We start from the raw sequence: 19143 nt of genomic DNA, 5'->3' as shown, positions 1-19143 counted from the left end.
TTTATGATTTAACCTTTCTCCCGTCACAGTCCCCTTCTTGGCTGTCTATCACACTCCTAATATATAGTTTAGCCGAAGGCGACTGTGGCGCAAATTGAACAATTCCATCGATTTCAGGAAAGATCAGAAACTGCAGATCGGCAAAATATCCTCATGGCCCGGTCAATGTTTGACGCAGGTCACAAAAAAGCGAATTTACTATACACCTCAAATCGCAGGATCAGTAAAAATAACTCCCTTTCAGTTAGGAATATTTAATGGCTATTAAATCAAGCTGGGTAACCGCTTTTGACGAAATAATAACCGCCGGGGTTAATCATGGCCTAGCTCAGCATACGACTGAAGACGAGTTTTACAATGGGAGGACGATCTGCCTGAACGGCAGACATATGGTCAATTTCGCGCTCTGCAGTTATTTGGGCCTGGAACTGGATAAGCGGCTTAGACAAGGCACTATTGATGCCGTCATGCGCTATGGTACACAGTTTGCTGTCTCAAGAACCTATCTCTCCGCCACACCCTACAAGGAGCTGGAGGCACTGCTGGAGGAACTATTCGGGGGCTATGCGCTGGTCACGCCCACGACAACATTGGGTCATATGGCTGCCCTCCCCGTCCTCATCCAGAAAGGCGATGTAATCCTTATCGACCAGATGGTGCACAACAGTGTTCAAACGGCTGCAAAACTCGTGAAGGTAGAAGGCGTTCCGGTCGAAGTCCTGCCCCACGGCAACCTGGAGCTACTGGAAGAGCGCATTAACGCACTGAGCCCTGAATATAACCATATCTGGTATCTGACAGATGGGGTCTACAGCATGTTTGGCGATTTAGCTCCCGTGGGCGCTTTAGGCGCACTGTTACAGCGCTACGAACAGCTGCATCTGTACTTTGATGACGCGCATGGCATGAGCTGGACCGGCAAACATGGCCGGGGTTACGTCCTCGACAAGATGCCCATTCAGGAACGCATGGTGGTTGCCACGTCTTTGTGCAAGGCATTCTCGGCCGGAGGCGGTGTGCTGATCTTCCCATCGGCACAAATGCATCGCCTGGTTAAAAACTGCGGCGGCCCCATGATTTTCTCAGGCCCTATCCAGCCGCCCATGCTGGGCGCCGCGCTTGCTTCAACCCGCATTCATCTGTCGCCCGAAATCGAGCGCCTGCAAAAGGAACTGAAAGATCGCATCTCGCTGTGCAACCTTCTGTTTAAGGAATATGAACTACCTTTAGCGACTCCGTCAAAATCACCTATTTTTTACATCAAACTGGGACATCCTCATGTCGCCGCCCACATGGTCAAACGCCTGCAGGACGAAGGTTTTTACACGAACCATGCTGTTTACCCGGCCGTCTCGCGGCGCAAATCGGGTATCCGCTTCACGTTGACGAGACATCATTCGGCCGAGGATATTCACAGCTTTGTTAAGGCGATCGCCCGCAATCTTCCGCAGGCGCTGGAAAAGAAATCATAAAGAAACCCAGCCAGGAGTATTAACCCCGATTAATGAGGCTAATACTCCTGCTACAGCATGTGCGAGAATAGTTCTGCTAACTATTATTCCGGCAATAAATCAAATTGGAACATCATCAACGGATTCTGCCGCTTCATCGATCGCATCATGCGCAGTATTGCCCACACCGGGTACGATCGAAATCACGGCGGCGCCTAAACGCATCGGTACCGTAGCCACTTTGGTCAAAACACAGCCTTGCATGACACCAGCCATGGCCAGCAATAATACGATATTCTTTATGCTCATTTTTAATCTCCAACGAATTTATAAATTAGGATGGCAAAGCCTCCTGTTCTTGATTTTCAGCGAAAAAATAGTTCAGATTTAAGTTCACCGAACGCTAATTAGACAGCTCTGTAGGGTATGCATCGCGTACCCTGACAAATTCGTGCTTTAGGCTGCTGAATTACCAGGACGTGATGAATGCAGTAAATGCATAAGCGCTATTCGACAACCTTTCCCGCGATAAACGGATTATCGTCCAATACAAAACCGGCGGCATTCTTATGTCCGCCTCCGCCAAAAGCCTGCGCCAAATGTCCGACATCGTAATCGCCGATAGAACGCAGTGAAAACTGCCACTTTTGCTTTCTGCCGTCATACTGGTAAGTCAGGCCGAATGTCCCCGATTTCTCGGCCAAAACGTGCCCGAGCTCGCTAGAGAAAGAAGATGGTGCGTTAACGGCCAGCCCTTTTTGTCCCTTCAGTGAGATCGGATGGGCAATCTTGGCGAGCCTTTTGACTATTTTTTGTTGGAAATCGATGTATATTCTGCCTATTTCCAGAAGTTCACCCAGATCGATCGCGCCCATTTCAGGCAACGTCATCGGCATTCGTTCATAAAGCGCGCTGGTTATTTCGCGCGTGCCAGCCAACTTAAACAGCCAGAGGTCGCGGTCTTCGATGTGCAACAGGATTGTGGGCGGCTGAAGCTCCGGGAAAAAATATTGCCAGGCCAGTACGCACCCGCTTCGTTTCATATCAAAATGCAGGGACAGGTTTTCCGGCAAGGGCTGAGGCTTGGCTTCCGATGCGGACAATACTGCACTGGGCTTCGAGGCGAAAAGTTCTCCGGAGCAATTTTTGTAAAAAAAAGCCTCGCATTGCTCCATGGCGGTAATATGGTGATCAATCAGGATGATCTGGCCTGCCTGCTCCGCGGCCATAAGTAATTGTTCAGGCGAATAGGAGAAATCCAGTATATAAATTGTTGTTCCCGGCTCAAACGCAGGGAACTCATCGCCATGGCGTGCGGGAATGTAGCGGGCATGCTCGCCCAGTTTGCAAAAGGCGCTCCAGGCGGCGCCTAACCCATCAAGACAATCGGCATGATAAATGACCAGTGTTTCGTATTTTTCTATCATTATTGTTATTTTCAATACTGCTAAATCTTGTGAAGCCTTATCAGCCGCCTCATTCTGCTGTTGCGATCAATGTCTCGCTTACGCCCTGCCTGGGCAGCGCACGACTGCCGGATTAAAGCGGCGGATCTCTATTATGCCAAAACTCAACTTATTATATTCTTATTAAATTAGCCATCTGCGTCCATATCAAGCGTAATTTTTCTTTGCTCCTGCCTTCGGGCAGACAACGCAAATACTGAGCGCGTTTGCTTTCAGGCCATTTATCGGCAAGAGCCGCCCAAATAGCGTCAATGTTATAGTTGGTGCCTGTCTGCAGGCTGACCGGTATGCAATCAGACACAGGGATGCGCAAGGCTTCGGCAACCGTTTCCTGCGCCTCTCGAATATTGCGCGCTTTGTCGTTTTGCGGCGTTTGTAGGTCATAGGGCGGTTGCCATTCTCGCAGGGGGCGCAGTTGATCGATGTGCGTGACTATGGCTAAAACGGGCGGCATGCTTCGGTGCAAGCGTTGATCGAACCAGTTGCGCAAGTCGGCCAGAAATTGGGCATCAGCCTCGCGCCCCGCCTGTGTCGCCGAACAGACCAGCAGCACCAGATCAAAGCCGCCCAGGGCGCGCTCTGGCTCTTTTTCGAACCAATGGCTTTCATCGCCATAACCGGGGCTGTCGAAGATTAGCACTACGCCGCTGTCATCCTGCTTCAGCTTATAGACGGTCAATTCATCAGTGAGCGGCAAGACATGTGCCGCGGCGCGCAGTTCGCCGAGCATCGCATTGATCAGGCTGGATTTCCCCGCTTTCAACTGCCCGACCACCAGAATACGCAAAGGCTGTTTCATTTCCGGCGCCAATCCGGGTTGCGGCTCCGGCTCGGCCAACACCGGCGGCGCTAATTGCCCGCTGTACAGGGCAATGGCGTAGTAGCCGGTTTTCTTGACTAGCGTTCGCAGTAGCCACTGCTCCAGCAGCCCGCGCGGATATTGCGCCACTTTGCCCTGAAAGAAACCGGAGAGTTCGGCCGGTATCGCAGTGGTTGGACTGAGCAGCATCCTGCCCATGCGGTAGATGAAGTGCCCTTTTTCCAGTCTTTGCTTCCATTTCCAAAGTTTCAGACCTTCATCGATGGTCAGCAAATGACTGAAAGGGACTTTCTCATCCAGTAATTGCCGCATATCGCGACTGACTTGCTCGGTAATGAACAGGATATTGCGCAACGGGATATCGAGTTCGGCTTTACCCGCTCTGGGCCGAAAATGACGCGCCACTTTGCGATTAACCTGCTGCACCAGCTGCAGCAAACGCGCGCTGTCGGTCAGCGGGTAATCGGCCGGATTGAGCTCTTCTATCAGCTTATCCAGTTCGCCCCAAATATCTTGGGCGGCAGGCGACCAGCGCTCATCGGCCTGCACGTCCGGCAACTGGAAGGGTTCTATTTGCCGATGTTTCAACCAGTGATTCAAAAGCGTGGCCGCGCCGTAGAACGAAGCCAGTATTACGAGCCCCGTGACCAGATAATGGTTTTGCCACAGCCAGAAAACGCCCAATGCGACCAGGGCAAGCCATGGCAGAACCAGCAGCAGGAATACAATAGCCCAAGGCCAGCTTGAAGGAAGGCGCATCATTAAACCTGTTTCTTTATGGAATTACGTAGCAGTTCCCCGCCGCGGGCGAATTCCGCATTGAACACTTCACGCAACTTATCCGCCTGCAATGCCTTCCCTTGCTGGGTTTTACTGAAATAGAAGCACAGCGTTTTACCTAAGGCATAGGTGACAGCTGCCGTATAAACACCGGCGACACTCAACGCAACTGTCTGTCCATAAGCCGGAATCAGTTTGAGCAGTTCGCGGCCTCCCATGCCTGCCAACACGCCCATGCCGACGGCGCTGATGATTTCCCTGATACTCTGTTTGGTCAATGGCAAGCCATATACATGGGCAATGCTATGAAATAATTTACTCTGAATCGCAACCACGGTGCCCAGACTGGCTGCCGGCACCGGAATCGCGGCGGCCAGCCCGGCTGAAATCGCATAGCCGATGATATGCGGGTGCGCGGCCTGCCAGTAAACATCATTGATAGCACCGATATGGCCTTCCAACATGGCCCGAAGACCCAATGGCAAAACCAGCTCTATGGCATCCCATAAGGCATCCAGGCCATAATCCGCCGGCGCATAGTCATCTTCCGGCAAAGTGAAGTCAAGCGGCACAAATGTGGCGGCAATGCCGGCAAAATACTCGCGCTGCTTTAACAGCGAACAACGCAAATCTGCGGGCACCGATTCACTTATTCGGCCATCGGCAAACGGATAAGGCTGGATATGCGCCATGGCTCGGCCGGGATAGCCCTCATGCAAAGCCGTCTGAGCTACGATGATCGGCCATTTCGGATGCGCTTCATGAACTTGCTTTAGTGCCGAAAGAACCGATTCCTGCTGGTGATCCATGGCCTTGATCACGACGATCACAAGATGTGCCTGCTGTTCGCACCATTTCATATCTTCGCTGGCATCATAGCCCTTCTCGGACAGTCCTCGGGTATCGAGAAAACGCAGAAACGCCGTTTCGGCATCGGGGAAGTCGAACAGCATGGCCGTGCGCGTGCACGGTTTGAAGCCATTGCCGATCTCCGCAGCGGATGAGCCGGTCAATGTCCTGATGATTGAGCTTTTGCCGCTCTGCGTCTTACCCAATAGCCAGAATACAGGCACCGGCAAACGTTCGTGGATGGCTTTTATTTTATCTTCCGCAGCCTTATCGACTTGAGGTTTGATGATCTTGTCAATATAGGCGGAGGTATTTGAAAATGGATTGCTGATTTTTCCCGACCAGGATTTCCAGTTGGTGAATTTGGACATAAAACTTTAAAAATATTGAGTTTGTATAAAAAAGACTCATGCGAGCGCCCATCTTTTCGCATATTTTGTTTTTCTTCTAGCAAACCCAATGGGAATCATTCATGAACAATCTAACTGCTTTCTCTTTATGAGCGAAGATTTTACCACCTGGTTCCATTGATCCATGAAAAGTAAAGGCTGTCGGCAGGAACATCAAAATGGCGGCGGTACACCTTTTGAGCTGCCCCTGCCGAAAGCCAGCAAAGTTCACGTAAGTGCGAATGAATTCGCATTCACCAAGAGCCATACCGCCGCTATACAAGTGCCCCGGGTCGAATTCATTCGACCCGGGGCACTTGGAACCCGATTCAGATACATCATGCTAGCGGAGGGTTTTGAAATCCGCTTCAATTCAACTGATGCGTAAACAACTGTTAATAAACAACAATAGCGTATTTTCAGCTACATCATACCGGCTTTTCGGCTTTAATTTCTTTCAACAAATTCTCTACAGCCTCTTTCTCAATAAAATTCCCTTTTTTATCGCCTATTGCCAGCGCTTGTTCCAGTTCGGCAATAGCGGCAGAATTGTTGTTTTTCTTGTGATAAGCAAGACCTAAGTGATATTTGAAAACAGCAACCTCAGGCATTTTGGCAACCACATCCTTAAACACCTTTAGCGCCTCGTCATTGCGGTCACTATTTAAGAGCGCCCATCCATAAGTATCATAAAAATAAGGTTGTTCGGACTTTTCAAAACGCGCAGCCAGTTTTACGGCACGATCAATATTTTCCTTGGTTTTATAATGATCAAGCAGCAATGAAACCAGATTGTTCACGGCAACATCAACATTCGGATGCTTGGAAATCAACGCTTCGTAATTTTCCAGGGCCTTATCATAGTCCTTGCTTTTTTCATAAATAGCAGCCAGCATCATTCTTAAGCTGATATTGTCAGGATCATTTTCCAGTCCTTTTTGGCTTACTAAAATAGCTTTCTCACGCTCTTGATTTGCAGCATGAATATTCGCCATGGCTTCATAGAATGAAGCTACCTTGGGCCATTTCTCAATCGATCCCGACAACACTTTAATTGCCTCATCCGGGCGCTTATCAAGCACATACAATTGACTTTTTAAAATCAATGGATAAGTATTTTCCGGATTTGCCTTGATAAACTCGTCCAGATACGCAAACATGTCTTTCCGCTGTTTTAATGCCTCATAACTGCGCATCAACCCCACCAAAGCATCGGACAATCCTGGAGAAACAGCCAGCGCATCTTTATACTTGGCAACCGCATCTTTATATAGCCCTTGCCCTTCCGAAACCTTGCCGCTCAGATACTTGGAAAAACCATCGCCCTTTGGCTTCGTTGAAATCGTATCAGCAACTTCCTGGGTTCCCGACCAATCCTTCTTTAACAATCTGACTTGAGCCAAGGCTTGTAAAGCGCCCGCATGATCCGGCTTTACTGCCAGTGCTTTCTGCAAAACTTCATCAGCCCTCGCAATGTCTTTGCTTTTGATCATTTGCGATACCACAGGCATGACCGCATCAAAATTGCCGGGATTCAAGTCGAGTGCTTTACGGAAGTGCTCATCAGCAAGCGCATGAGCGTCTTGCTTGGCATAAGCATGAGCCAGTAGGACCATGGCTTCATCGGATTTCGGATAATCGCGCAATACGCCGCGCAAATCGGAAACGGCCTGGTCGGTCAGACCATTAAGCAGCCTGATTTTAGCCCGCAGCACCAAGGCATCATAATTCCCTGCATTGAGCGAAAGCACCTCATCAACCAACTTCAGCGCCGCATCATTGTCCTTGTCATTAACGGCTATTTTTGCCAGCAACACCTTAGCCGCCAAACCTTCCTTATCTTCAGGCTTGTTATTGACCAGCCAGTTAAGCGATTCCTTTGCTTCCCCCCATTTATTCTGGCTGATCAGCAATTTCGCAAGCGGCAGATAATACCCGGCAGTGTCGGGCCGTTGTGCGATATAGCCCTGTAATACTGTTACCGCTTCAGCAGGCGATTTAGTGCTCAAGAAATCCACAAAAACCAGTTTTGATTTCAAATCATCGGGATGTTCATCAATCACTTTTTGCAAAACCGACTTTGCATCGGCATCTTTTCCAGTCTCGTCATGATATTTTGCCAGGGCATACTGGAAATCCAGATTATCGGGATAACTCTTAATCAGGGCCTGATAATCCGCTACCACCGCCTCCGGCTTATTGGTTTTCATATCAATCTGCAACTTCAGCAAATTGAGCGTCAAATCATTGGCATTTGCTTTAAGCGCGTTCTCCACAATAGCCAGCGCCTGAGTAAAATCCTGGCTTTCCAAGTATATGACAGCTTTTAAATTGACGGCATCGATATGGCCCGATGCCAGAGCCAGTGCTTTGTCCGCTTCGTCCAAAGCCGCCTTTTGGTTGCCTTGCCGCAATAAAATAGTTCCTTTCAAAACATGAGCGTCGGCATTGTCAGGATTTAACTTAAGAATTGCTTCAGCTTCAGCCGCTGCCTTATCGGTTTGACCGGACAATAATAACAACTGCCCCAACTTTCTATGGCCTTCGACATGATCGGGCGTCAACTTGACCACTTGCGATAAATTCTCAAACATCCCTTTCCAGTTCTGTTTTTTTTCATCCATTAACGCCAGATGAAAGTAGGCATCCGAGAGATTATTGTTAATTTGCAAGGCATTTTTAAACTCAACTTTGGCCTTGTCATAATTTCCCTGGCCATAAAATTCCTTGCCGCTGTCCAAATAATGCTGCGCTTTTTCGGTCGCGTCGCCACAAGCCTGAAAACTCAAGGCCATTCCTGTCAATAACAGAGTTCTAACTAATTGCATCACTTATCCTTCTCTTTAAAAAATTTACAATTTACTCACTGATGTTACGCATGGGCTGTACGGATAGGCGCGTAAGTGCGAATTTATTTATGTCCCAGAGGGATATTCGCACCTTTTCATGCCGATTCCCGAATTGCCTCGGGCCGAATGCCGACAGCAGGCACTCCGGGCGAATTCGACCCTACAGTTGCGTAGCATCAGCTAATCAGGAATATATTGTGGCAAAACCGGTAAAACTTCTTGAGCAAAAACCTGTAAACGTTGATCAGCAAGATCAAGGCTTTCACCGGGATTAACCATTGTAGTCAGGCGCACCAGCGCCCCATCGGTTCTGTTTAACAACAGTGCATCTTTAAACAAGTACCATTTCATTAAATACTCATTTGCCAACTTCCGGCCTCTCTGTTGAAACCAGTAGTAAACCAACTGCGTCATATCGCCTTTTTTAATCACAATCCGATTGACGGCCAGAAGCCCCAGATCTTTTCGTTCAATATCAGTGATCTGCCAGCCGCCGCCCGGAATACAAACGCGCGGCGAATGCGGAGAAATTCCTTTCCGCTGGGAAGCGTAATAAGCCGCATATAGATTTACCGGCGCTCCCTGTACCTGTCTGAAATCGGCCAAAATATAATCCGATAACCCCAGTTTGTTGATAACAGTATCTTCCATACTGCTGTGCTGCCCTTGCCAGTCCGCCAATTGCATCGGAAATATCGGGAAGTTTTTGCGCTCGGGGAAAACCTCTGCCCGCTTATCGATTGAAAATACCGTAACAGTAACCACGGCCAGGCTGGCAATAATCGCAATAAAAGGGCGTGATAACGGCCTGACTTTAGCACCTGCACTATCGTCAACAGATTGATCAACTGTCAAACCAAAAACTTCGGCAAAAGGCCGACGATCCGTACCAAGCCTGGACAGCAAAAGCATTTCTGCCACTAAAACACCCAGGCAGGCCATAAAAACGACCCAACCTTCAAAATCATGCAGAAAGCCTTCCGCCATGCTTGAGCCCCAGTTATCGACCAAAACACCGATCATGGCTATGCGAAAGCTATTCATGAACAAGGTGATCGGAATGGTCGACAAAAACACCAAAGCGCGCTTCCAAAACACCGTGTTATACATATAGGCGCAAATAAAGCCCAAACTCATCAGCGGAAAAAGATAGCGCAATCCGCTGCAAGCCTCGACTACCTGCAATTTATAACTGCCTAGATCAATAATGTTGCCTTCCAGATAAACCGGAATCTGACACCAGCGAATGAAAGACACGCCGAATTTTGAAGATAGTAACTGCAAGTTGGCGGAAAGGCTGGCTTCAAGAAAATACGGCAGCGGAATAGCAAAAATCAGCAGCAATATAGGCACAATGACCGGCTTGAGCGCCGGCCATCCCATAATGGCCAAGGCAATGCCCATCAATACGGCTATAAAGGCATACTGAATCAGGATATAAAGAGCGCTGATCTCGCCCACCAAAAATACGACCAACGCTAACAGAACAATACCGAATCCCATCCAGGAAGGCGAAAAAGCAGATTGTTGAATGAGGTTCTTCCGCTGCCAGATAAAATACAGCGTAATAAAAGGAAGAATATAACTATGGCTATACTCTTCCTGTTTTTCCCACCGGGAAACCAGTTCTTCCAACCCACCGGCAAATGCGATTAACAATAATAATAGACCGGATCCGATTAGTGCCAGATACCGGTAGTCAAATTTCCAAATGGCAAGCGCTTTATTCATTATATTTTTATAGCGTTAAAAGTTATGGAATTAGAAACTGGGCCGAGTTCCACTTAAAAATCCTGATATTTTGCCGATTAATATTTTGGAAATTTAACTGGCATCCATTCCAATTCAAATGCTTGTAAAGCAACAGACAAAGTCCTAAAAAAGCCCCATCAATTACCGGCACAGCCTGCAAATCAATCAGTATATTTTTCTTTTTTGAAACACACTCTTTAAAAACCGGCCGTAGGGCATAGATTGTCTTATCTATGCACGCGCCAATCAAATAAATTTTAATCATATGATCGTCTTCTTCAGTATGAATAACGACCGGCTTGATTTCATTTAACTTTTTCTGATTAAAACGTATCCAAAAGGCATAAGGAATCACATTACCCGACAGCAATTTCGCAAACCCTAAGAGCCTGTTCAATATCTGCTGAGTATGATAGATAATGAGGGCATGAGAAAAGTGTACCCCAGCGACATCAGTCGCGAACAATTTGAACCGATCAGAGCTCTGCTAGAAAATGCTCGCAAGAAAACCCGACCTCGTACAGTGGACTTGTATGAAGTGTTCTGTGCCATTCTGTACTTGCTGAAGAGCGGCTGCCAGTGGCGCATGCTGCCGAGCGACTTTCCGAAATGGCGCACGGTCCATCATTATTTTTCGTTATGGAGCGAGAAACCTGAAGGTGGAACCAGCCTGCTGGAGCAGGCATTAAAAAAATCAGGTTGGCGAGGCCCGTACCAGACAGGGGCGCAACGCCAGGACGAGTTTCTGCATCGTTGATGCACAGAGTGTCAAAAACACCGACTGCGCACGCAGCAAAGGTTATGATGCCGGCAAAAAGGTTTCAGGTATCAAGCGACATATTTTTGTCGACACGCAAGGGTTACCCCATGCAATTGCCATCACCACGGCGGACGTCAGTGATCGCCAAGGGGCGCTAAAAACCATTGAACAGAACTGGAAAGACTTAACTGAGGTCACTTCGCTGCTGGTCGATGGCGGCTATAGTGGCCAACCCTTCGCCGAAGCTGTTCAGAGTCTGCTTGGCGCTTCGGTGCAGGTGGCCAAACGCCATGAGCTTCATACCTTCGCTGTCATTCCGCAACGCTGGGTAGTAGAGCGTTCGTTTGCCTGGCTGGAGAAGTGCCGAAGATTATGGAAGAACACTGAGCGCTTGCTCAATACCAGCTTACAGTTCGTTAATCTGGCCTTCCTGGCGCTGTTGCTACGGAGATATTGAACAAGCTCTAAGCCATCGAAGAAATAGCGTTTCCATAACGAAGGTTCTTCTAAAATGCGCCACAGCCATTCCAGCCCGACACGCTGCATCCAGACTGGCGCACGTTTCACCGTTCCGGCAAAAAAGTTAATGACCGCTCCCAAATGACTGATAGCCGGCGCCTTTAATTGATGCCTGTTTTTCTCGATCCAGGCCTGCCCTTTCTTGGCGCCTAAAGAAACAATCAGAAAATCAATTTCATGCCGGTTGATTTCATCAATAACTTCACGGGTACTCATTTCTTCAATTGAGCCAAACCCGGGGCAATAATGCCCTACGGCTTGTAACCCCGCACCAGCCTGATTAATGACCTGACAAGCCCTCTCGCCGACGCCCGGTTCTCCGCCAAAAAAATACACACGCATGGGAGACGTGTTTTTGTCAGCAAATAACGCTTCCATCAAACTCGAACCCGCCACTCGTTCAGGCAATGGAATGTTTAACAATCTGGACATCCAGATCAGCGGCATGCCATCGGCAATCGATAAATCACTGTTAATTACGGATTCCCGAAAAGCGCTATCCGTTTGCGCCGCCATCAGAAAATTAAGATTAGGGGTCGATAAGAAAAACGGCACATCTTCTTTGATTGCCCGTTTTAAAGCTGAAATTGCAGACGACGTGTCCACTGCATCGAAGGGTAAACCGCAAAGACACCATGATTGACGACAGAAGGCTTCCATTGAATAGTCTTTATAGTTAGTAATGAGTATGGATAAATCCGGGAATTGTAGGTGCGGATCGCCTAAAGCCCCTACTGCTGGCACCTGCACAGTGCGAATGAATTCGCACCTACATCGGAAAATCATCTGCGCACTTGAGGCGGTTATATTATGCACATTCCTTAGCTGAGGGAAAATTAAAAGCTCAAGCTGAAGTCACATATTTCTCAAAGAGCTTTGTAAGCTGCGTAGCATTATCCTTTAAATTAAATTCCTTTTTAACTTTCGAAATAGCATTATTATTTAACTGTTTGGTTAAAGTTTTATCTTCAATTAAAGCCTGTATGGCATTTGCAAGCTGTATTTTATTTCCAGGTTCAACCAATAAACCAGTTTCTCGGTCAACCACCAGTTCCGGAATTCCCGACAAGCGCGTCGATATAACAGAAACACCGCTCAGCATAGCTTCCATCAACACGACCGGGATACCATCCATATCCCCGGCACGATCTTGTTTACAAGGTAATACAAAAACATCCAGTTCACTGAGAAACTTAGGGATAGCAGAGTGGGCAATCGCCCCTGCAAAAGAAACACACTCATCAGACAGACCCAGCTCCCTGGCTAATTCTGTCAGATGACCTTCCAACGGACCCGATCCGGCAATTACCAGTTTAAAATCCATGCCCAGCTTTTTCAGTTCATTGACAGCAAGCAACAGATCGTCCGCCCCTTTCTTTTCGACCAATCTGCCGATAAATCCGATTTTGGGCAGATCGGACAAGCCTGATTTTTTCTGGCAGTTAAAGTGTTCAACATCGACGCCACAACGTACAACAATAACCTGATCAACATTACATCCCTGCTGGCGTAGAAATTCCCGATTGAATTCGGAAATCGTGACAAAAAACTTTGCCCTATTCACTTTCTCAGCGAGTAACCATGCCCTTTCAAACAGATCATTGGCATGAGCCGTCACACTGAAAGAGATCCCTGATAAAGAAGCCGCATACATAGCAATATCGGCAGGCACATGGGCAAAATGCACATGAATATGCTGAACGCCAGTTTTTAAAAGCTGTCTGGCAAGGATAACCGAATAAAAAAAGCGAAAAGCCAGGCCCATTGCCGTCCGAGACAAAACCCCTACCTTGAACATGTCCGATAAAAGCGTCTTCAGCGTAATCAAATACCGAAGCGGATGCTTCAACAAAAACAGGACATTCTCTTTTAGTACAGCGTGTTTCTTCTGTGTGTATAAATAAAAAACGCCCGCTTCCAAGTCAGCCAGTTTTTTGTCGGTCACGGAAACGCCGGGCCTATGAACTGAAAAAGGTACGACGGAGTAGCCCAATTGCTCCAACTGAAAAATTTCATTATAAACAAAGGTTGCCGATAACGCCGGAATCTCAGGTGCAAGGTAGGCTAGCTTGATTTTTCTCATAATTTTAACCGAATCTTTAAATCAGCCTTTCCAGATCGCAGCCTGCTGCTCATTTAGTTCGGCAGTAGCCCGCTCCTTGCCTTTTAACAAACAAGCCCACTGATATTTCCTTACAAACTTGACCAATTCTTCATCCTCAAATCTGGGCAAGCCCTTTATTAAACTGTTTAAATAGCCCCAAAACATGGCCAATCCACCCGTCACGTAAGGAGGATGCGCCATACGATAAACTGCAGAAGCCAACATATAGATCATTCCGGTGCCCATGAAATATTGGCCAAACCCATGCCGCATCCGTCCTGTAAAAATATTCTGCTGACTTGATCCCATAGGGCGTAAATGAGTAAATCTTAAATCGGGCTCATCCCAACTTACGGCAATCCAACCCAACTGCCTGCAACGATGGCCATCGATGCCATCCCACATCACCTGCCGGACAAAGCCGCCAATCTGCTCGAAACATTGTCGCCGATAAAACTTTGAAGCCCCGATTGCATTCTCATCGCCGCAACCCTCGCTAACCAGTTTGCCGCTGTTCTTATCTATGAAATAAGGCTTGCCACTGCAGTTACCCAATCTAGGATTCTCATTCATGCGCTGAATCAAAATCTCAAAATAACGGGACGGCATGATCAAATCCAAATCCAGCTTGCAGATAAAATCGAATTCACTCAAATCAACCGAATCATAACCGGCGTAAAAAGCCTCTATCACTCCCGGCCCCACGCTGCGATGACCACGATCTGTGCGCGTTACAATTTTAACAAATGGATAACGGCTCGCATAATCGGCCAAAATAGCCGGCGTTTCATCTGTAGATCCATCATCGACTATTACCCATAACTTTGGCTGAATCGACTGCGCGACGACACTATCCAGTGTTTGCTTCATATAGTCGGCTTCATTGCGACATGGTGATATTATTAGATAGTTAGAAACATTATTACTCATAGATACCCTAATCAGAACTTGTATCGCAAAAAACTTTGATTTAGCTATCTTATAGCTAATATCAATTGACCACTATATTACTCTGAGATTTCTTTTGAACTCTTAAAGAAAGCGCCTTTCCAAACGAAATAAATTTCTTCTCATAATAAAAGGTTGACAAATGAGCAAGAACAAAAAGAACAGCCAATAATATTGGGCGCTTTATATATTTTTCTAATGTTTCACCTTCACCAAGCCATGTGTAGCGTAACCCTCCATGGATAACATAAAGCGCATATGAAATTGATGCCACATAAAAAAGAATCTTGCTATTCATCAATCTGGATATGTGATTGGATGAATGTCTGGCTAATGTTGAACCAATTAGCATAGCCGCCAGATATGGCCTGAAGTAGTTCATAAATCCGCTTTCAGGATGGCAAGATAATAAAAAAAGGACAATTAATATCCACTGACTTATCCATCCTAAGAACTTTTTTGAATATATTCCCAACTTGTCATTAAAAGAAAGCGCTAAAATTCCACCAGCAAGAATTTCATCTACTCTATACCAAGTATTAATAGCCACATATACACCATCGTGAACTCGATATAGCGTCGCGATTAAGCAAAGCACAGGGATTAGCAATAATCCGCGCCCTTTCAGAAGAAGCACAAGAAAAGCAATTCCCATATAAAACTGCATTTCAACGCATAAACTCCAGAGATGACTCGTCATCGCTGTTAACTGCATAGGCGGCCAATTGGCATAAAAGAAAAGATGCGCCATATATTGGTCAATATTAGATTGAGCGAAGAATAATACGATAACGATATATAACCAGGCTAATGGAACAATACGGAATAGCCTTCTGATCAGGAAATCCAAAACATTTTGTTTTTTCAACAAAAAATTTGTTATTAAAAATCCGGACAAGGTAAAGAACAGGCTCATTCCCAATGGGCCCGCTGCTTCATTTAATTGCCAGGATTTTGGTCCAAGAGGTAACAAATGGGCAGCCAATACAATTAATATACTCATGCCTCGCCATCCATCCAGAACTTGATAGCGATCTGCTTCTGTTTGCGCTATTGCTACGCTTGCCATGTAGTTTTTACTTTAGTATTACAGCTTAAAAACAAAAGATTGGCTATTATTAATAATCTTATTTATATTCAATAATTTCATGAACTTTATTTGTTTTTCTACTCAATATAAAGTCTATGATCCCATTAAATTGGGGGAACTTAGCCAACATAACAAAACTTGCATAAAATAATGACAATCGTTTTGAAATTAATTTATGCTTTTTTATCGCGACCTTAATAATTTGCAATAAATAGACAAGCCATCCCAGCAAAAACCATTGATTAATAATAGATAAAATAAATAATAAAATTGGAACTATACCGCCCCAAATAAATATACTAATAGTTTCTTTTAGCCTATATTTTTCAGGTGACATACCATGCAAATAGGCACCTTCAGCAAATGCATATCCTGCCCTTTGACTACGCTTCCACCATTGCCATAACCGAGTCATTGCCACATCATGCAGCGTCATTTCTACATCCAGGCGATAAATTTTCCAGCCAGCCTGTCGCAATCGGATGCATAACTCCGGCTCTTCTCCTGCAATCAAGCTTCCGTTAAATCCATTGACTGCTTGCAGTGCATCAACTCGCATCAAAGCATCTCCACCGCACGACTTGGTTTCACCTACCGGCGTATCCCATTCGAGATCACACAGTAAATTGTAAATTGAAGCATTTGGAAAGCGTTCTCTACGGCGACCACAGGCAACCGCGAATTGAGGATTTGCGCTTAGAAAATCTAAGCTCTGCTGGATCCACCCTTCAACAAGTTCACAATCACCATCAATAAATTGAACATAATTTAGAGACGGATATTGAGCGTTTAAAAACTCAAATCCGGCATTCCTTGCTCTAGCGGCTGTAAAAGGGACAGACAAATCCAGACTAATAACTTCCGCACCTAACTGTCTGGCTAATTCAATACTACTATCAGTCGAGCCAGAATCCACATAAACAACCACATCGGTTTCACGAATAGCTGATTTAATACACCGCGGCAGCCTTTCTCCTTCGTTCCTGCCAATAATTACAATACCCAGGTTATTTTTGTCCATTTAATACCTTTACAACCCGAGCTGGACTACCTACTGCAACAGAATAAGGGGGAATATTATCAAGAACTACCGCATTGGCGCCTATGACGCTGTCATGACCTATTCTGATGCTGCCAAGCAAGCAGACGCCCGCCCCGATATCCACCCGGTCTTCAATGATTGGAAGCTCATGATTATGAAATGTTCTGACGATGCCCATCGTCGTATTGTGCCGGATGTGCACATCATCACCAATGGATTCGGCATGCAAAACCATTCCGCTATGATGCCAGATCCTAACTCTGCGCCCCAGCTTAACGGTATAAGGCAATGTAATACCGCATGTCCATTCCACGACTTTATAGAGAACTTTGTATAAAATCGTACAAGGCGCGCGTAACAATTTATATTTTATGCCCATGCGCCAATTGCCGAACCGGTGCACGGCAATAGCCCACAACCCCTGTTCAAAAAAATCTTTATCATGCGTCAGAAAATCTTCTTTGATCAGAGAAAAGAATCCAATATCTTTCGGATTTTCATTGGTTGAGCCACGTTTTTTCATTAAGGCATTCATTTATTGAAAAAATTAAAATTAACAAAGTCTCTTAATAAAAATACTGGCTCATCATCTGGCTTATCTTGTATTTTCTGACGAATACGGAACAACAAAAAAGCCATACCCCAAGCTAAGTTAGCCAACATCAAATAAAACCAACCATGATTTTTTAAAAAGTACCGCTGTCTAGACTCGAACCAGTAACGGGGACGTCTTTTTTTGCTGCCATCGGTCACGCCGGTTGAGCTGCCAACGAAATGTACAACCCGGCTTGCTGGCACATACCAGCAAGACCAGCCCGACCTTTTCGCTTGTAAACAAAAGTCCGTTTCTTCAAAATACAAAAAATACTTGTCATCAAACAATCCGATGTCATCAAAAACCTGTTTTCGAATCAGCATACTGGCGCCGGCAACCCAATCCACGCTGACAGGCACATCCGAAATCGGCAACGGAACCTGCCATTTTTGCAACAATCTGGAAATAATGCCCAACCTTAATCCATTATCCAGCTCGCTTAAAATGGAATGAAACCGGAATGCCGAGCATTGTGCCTTGCCATCAATATATTCGAGCCTTGATCCTGCTATACCCACCGGGGGATTTTGCCGCATGAATGTCAGCAAATGTTGTAATGCATTTTCACGAACTACGGTATCAGGATTTAATAACCAGATAAAATCAGCACTAAAACCCATTTTTTCTACTGATTCAATTGCCAGATTATTACCACCCGAAAAACCAGAATTGTTTTCTGAGCAAATTAAATAGGCATTTTCATTATTTGAAATCCAGTTTCCAATTAAATCAGCTGAATTATCTCCGGAAGAATTATCGACAACAACGACTTTAACAGATTGATTCAAAATTGTTTTTAATGATTCAAGACAATTGACAACCAATTCACTTGTCCTGTAATTTACGATAACTATAATTATGTTGTAACTAATTTTATTAGCCATTAATGAAGCCTTTTGACGTCCTTGCTAGGTGCATAACAAAAATCTGCGCATGTTGAGATCATAAATTTGACATAAAATGCCAGAATTCAATGGCCGGGATAGCGGATAAAGTACATAATTATTTATTATTAGATCCAGAATTAAAAAGCATTAGTCATTAAAAAAATATTCAACTCTTAATCTTTTTAATTCAGGCTCAAGAACCGGATCAAAACTTCCTTCCCTTTTCTGTATCAATTCCGCCCACGGCAATTCATTTGTCTGTTTTTCAAGCTTTTCCACAAGATCATACGCTTTACCAATTGGCTTGGCTGGATTTCCAACAGCTATCACACCCTCAGGAATGTCTTTGGTTACGACAGAACCTGCGCCAACAATAACATTCGGACCGATTGTTACACCGGGTAAGATAATGGAGCCATGACCAATAAATACATTATCTTTAATATCAACCTTGCCGACTCTATCTAATTTTTTTCCATATGCTCTATTCAACACATCTATTGAACCATCGTGCCCTAAAATAGTACATGCGCTGAGCATAACGTTATTACCCAGTCGAGTGTATGCAGGATCTGTAATATTGGTATAAGGCCAAATATGGCAATCATTACCTATACTATAAAAACCACCCCATTTTTTTAAAAAATTAGCATATTCATAACCACTTGGTCGACAATATTTAATGTAAATATTTTTATATTTACCAGTCCTGAAAGCAACCATTCTTATAAACTTCTTTAATAGGTGATACATTATATGTTACCGTTCAAAATATGAACCAATAAATAGCTTAAGCCCAAACCGTGCCATATTTTTAATAAAAAACAAAATATAACTTTAAA

Annotated in this window: 16 protein-coding genes and 1 pseudogene; 2 read left to right on the top strand and 15 right to left on the bottom strand. The window is 45.5% G+C overall.

Annotation, left to right across the window (positions count from 1 at the left end; genetic code table 11):
* Positions 1-257: 257 nt before the first annotated feature.
* A complete protein-coding gene (locus METLU_RS24405; protein ID WP_036242828.1) occupies positions 258-1472 on the top strand; it encodes an aminotransferase class I/II-fold pyridoxal phosphate-dependent enzyme in 1215 nt (404 codons plus the stop codon).
* Positions 1473-1571: 99 nt separating this feature from the next.
* Here METLU_RS24405 and METLU_RS0103580 read toward each other — a convergent pair whose 3' ends face one another.
* The 7 genes from METLU_RS0103580 to METLU_RS0103545 form a co-directional block, all read right to left on the bottom strand.
* The gene (locus METLU_RS0103580; protein ID WP_027157038.1) at positions 1572-1760 is read right to left on the bottom strand and encodes a DUF6726 family protein; all 189 of its coding nucleotides are present in this window, start codon (positions 1758-1760) and stop codon (positions 1572-1574) included.
* A 197-nt stretch (positions 1761-1957) separates the two neighbouring features.
* On the bottom strand, positions 1958-2878 hold the full coding sequence (locus METLU_RS0103575) for a DHHA1 domain-containing protein (RefSeq protein WP_027157037.1): 921 nt from the start codon (positions 2876-2878) through the stop codon (positions 1958-1960).
* A 151-nt stretch (positions 2879-3029) separates the two neighbouring features.
* Positions 3030-4499, bottom strand: coding sequence for a GTPase family protein (locus tag METLU_RS0103570; protein WP_231383537.1), 1470 nt, complete (start codon positions 4497-4499; stop codon positions 3030-3032).
* Complete coding sequence (locus tag METLU_RS0103565; RefSeq protein ID WP_027157035.1) at positions 4499-5737, bottom strand: YcjF family protein; 1239 nt, start codon at positions 5735-5737, stop codon at positions 4499-4501. The genes METLU_RS0103570 and METLU_RS0103565 overlap by 1 nt, the downstream gene beginning before the upstream one ends.
* A 446-nt stretch (positions 5738-6183) precedes the next feature.
* A complete protein-coding gene (locus METLU_RS0103555) occupies positions 6184-8583 on the bottom strand; it encodes a tetratricopeptide repeat protein (RefSeq protein ID WP_036242826.1) in 2400 nt (799 codons plus the stop codon).
* 201 nt (positions 8584-8784) lie between these two features.
* Positions 8785-10335: a VPLPA-CTERM-specific exosortase XrtD gene (gene xrtD / locus METLU_RS0103550; protein WP_027157032.1), complete on the bottom strand. Its 1551-nt coding sequence runs from the start codon at positions 10333-10335 to the stop codon at positions 8785-8787.
* Positions 10336-10357: 22 nt separating this feature from the next.
* Positions 10358-10753: an STAS domain-containing protein gene (locus METLU_RS0103545; protein WP_027157031.1), complete on the bottom strand. Its 396-nt coding sequence runs from the start codon at positions 10751-10753 to the stop codon at positions 10358-10360.
* A 30-nt stretch (positions 10754-10783) separates the two neighbouring features.
* Here METLU_RS0103545 and METLU_RS27130 point away from each other — a divergent pair.
* Positions 10784-11573 (top strand): IS5 family transposase gene (locus tag METLU_RS27130; RefSeq protein WP_155920432.1). Its coding sequence is split into 2 segments (ribosomal slippage): positions 10784-11046 and positions 11045-11573, totalling 792 coding nucleotides; the frame shifts between segments, so codons are not numbered across the junction.
* A 32-nt stretch (positions 11574-11605) separates the two neighbouring features.
* Here the strand turns inward: METLU_RS27130 and METLU_RS28590 are convergent.
* The 8 genes and pseudogenes from METLU_RS28590 to METLU_RS0103495 form a co-directional block, all read right to left on the bottom strand.
* Positions 11606-12151: pseudogene (locus METLU_RS28590) on the bottom strand (WecB/TagA/CpsF family glycosyltransferase); the annotation flags it as partial.
* Between the two features lie 328 nt (positions 12152-12479).
* The gene (locus METLU_RS0103525) at positions 12480-13718 is read right to left on the bottom strand and encodes a glycosyltransferase family 4 protein (RefSeq protein ID WP_081679008.1); all 1239 of its coding nucleotides are present in this window, start codon (positions 13716-13718) and stop codon (positions 12480-12482) included.
* Between the two features lie 21 nt (positions 13719-13739).
* On the bottom strand, positions 13740-14669 hold the full coding sequence (locus METLU_RS0103520; RefSeq protein ID WP_036242824.1) for a glycosyltransferase: 930 nt from the start codon (positions 14667-14669) through the stop codon (positions 13740-13742).
* A 61-nt stretch (positions 14670-14730) separates the two neighbouring features.
* Positions 14731-15756 carry an acyltransferase family protein gene (locus tag METLU_RS0103515; protein WP_027157027.1) on the bottom strand — a complete coding sequence of 342 codons (1026 nt, stop codon included), beginning with the start codon at positions 15754-15756 and terminating at the stop codon, positions 14731-14733.
* Between the two features lie 58 nt (positions 15757-15814).
* Positions 15815-16798, bottom strand: a complete 984-nt coding sequence (locus METLU_RS0103510; protein ID WP_027157026.1) for a glycosyltransferase — start codon at positions 16796-16798, stop codon at positions 15815-15817.
* Complete coding sequence (locus tag METLU_RS0103505) at positions 16785-17354, bottom strand: serine O-acetyltransferase (protein WP_196806488.1); 570 nt, start codon at positions 17352-17354, stop codon at positions 16785-16787. Before METLU_RS0103505 ends, METLU_RS0103510 begins: the two co-directional genes overlap by 14 nt.
* On the bottom strand, positions 17351-18298 hold the full coding sequence (locus tag METLU_RS0103500; protein ID WP_027157024.1) for a glycosyltransferase family 2 protein: 948 nt from the start codon (positions 18296-18298) through the stop codon (positions 17351-17353). The genes METLU_RS0103505 and METLU_RS0103500 overlap by 4 nt, the downstream gene beginning before the upstream one ends.
* 150 nt (positions 18299-18448) lie before the next feature.
* Positions 18449-19054, bottom strand: coding sequence for an acyltransferase (locus tag METLU_RS0103495; RefSeq protein ID WP_027157023.1), 606 nt, complete (start codon positions 19052-19054; stop codon positions 18449-18451).
* Positions 19055-19143: the final 89 nt, after the last annotated feature.

Source organism: Methylobacter luteus IMV-B-3098, assembly GCF_000427625.1.
Lineage (GTDB): Bacteria > Pseudomonadota > Gammaproteobacteria > Methylococcales > Methylomonadaceae > Methylobacter > Methylobacter luteus.
The sequence above is the reverse complement of the archived record's forward strand: the minus strand, read 5'-3'. Positions and strand labels throughout refer to the sequence as shown.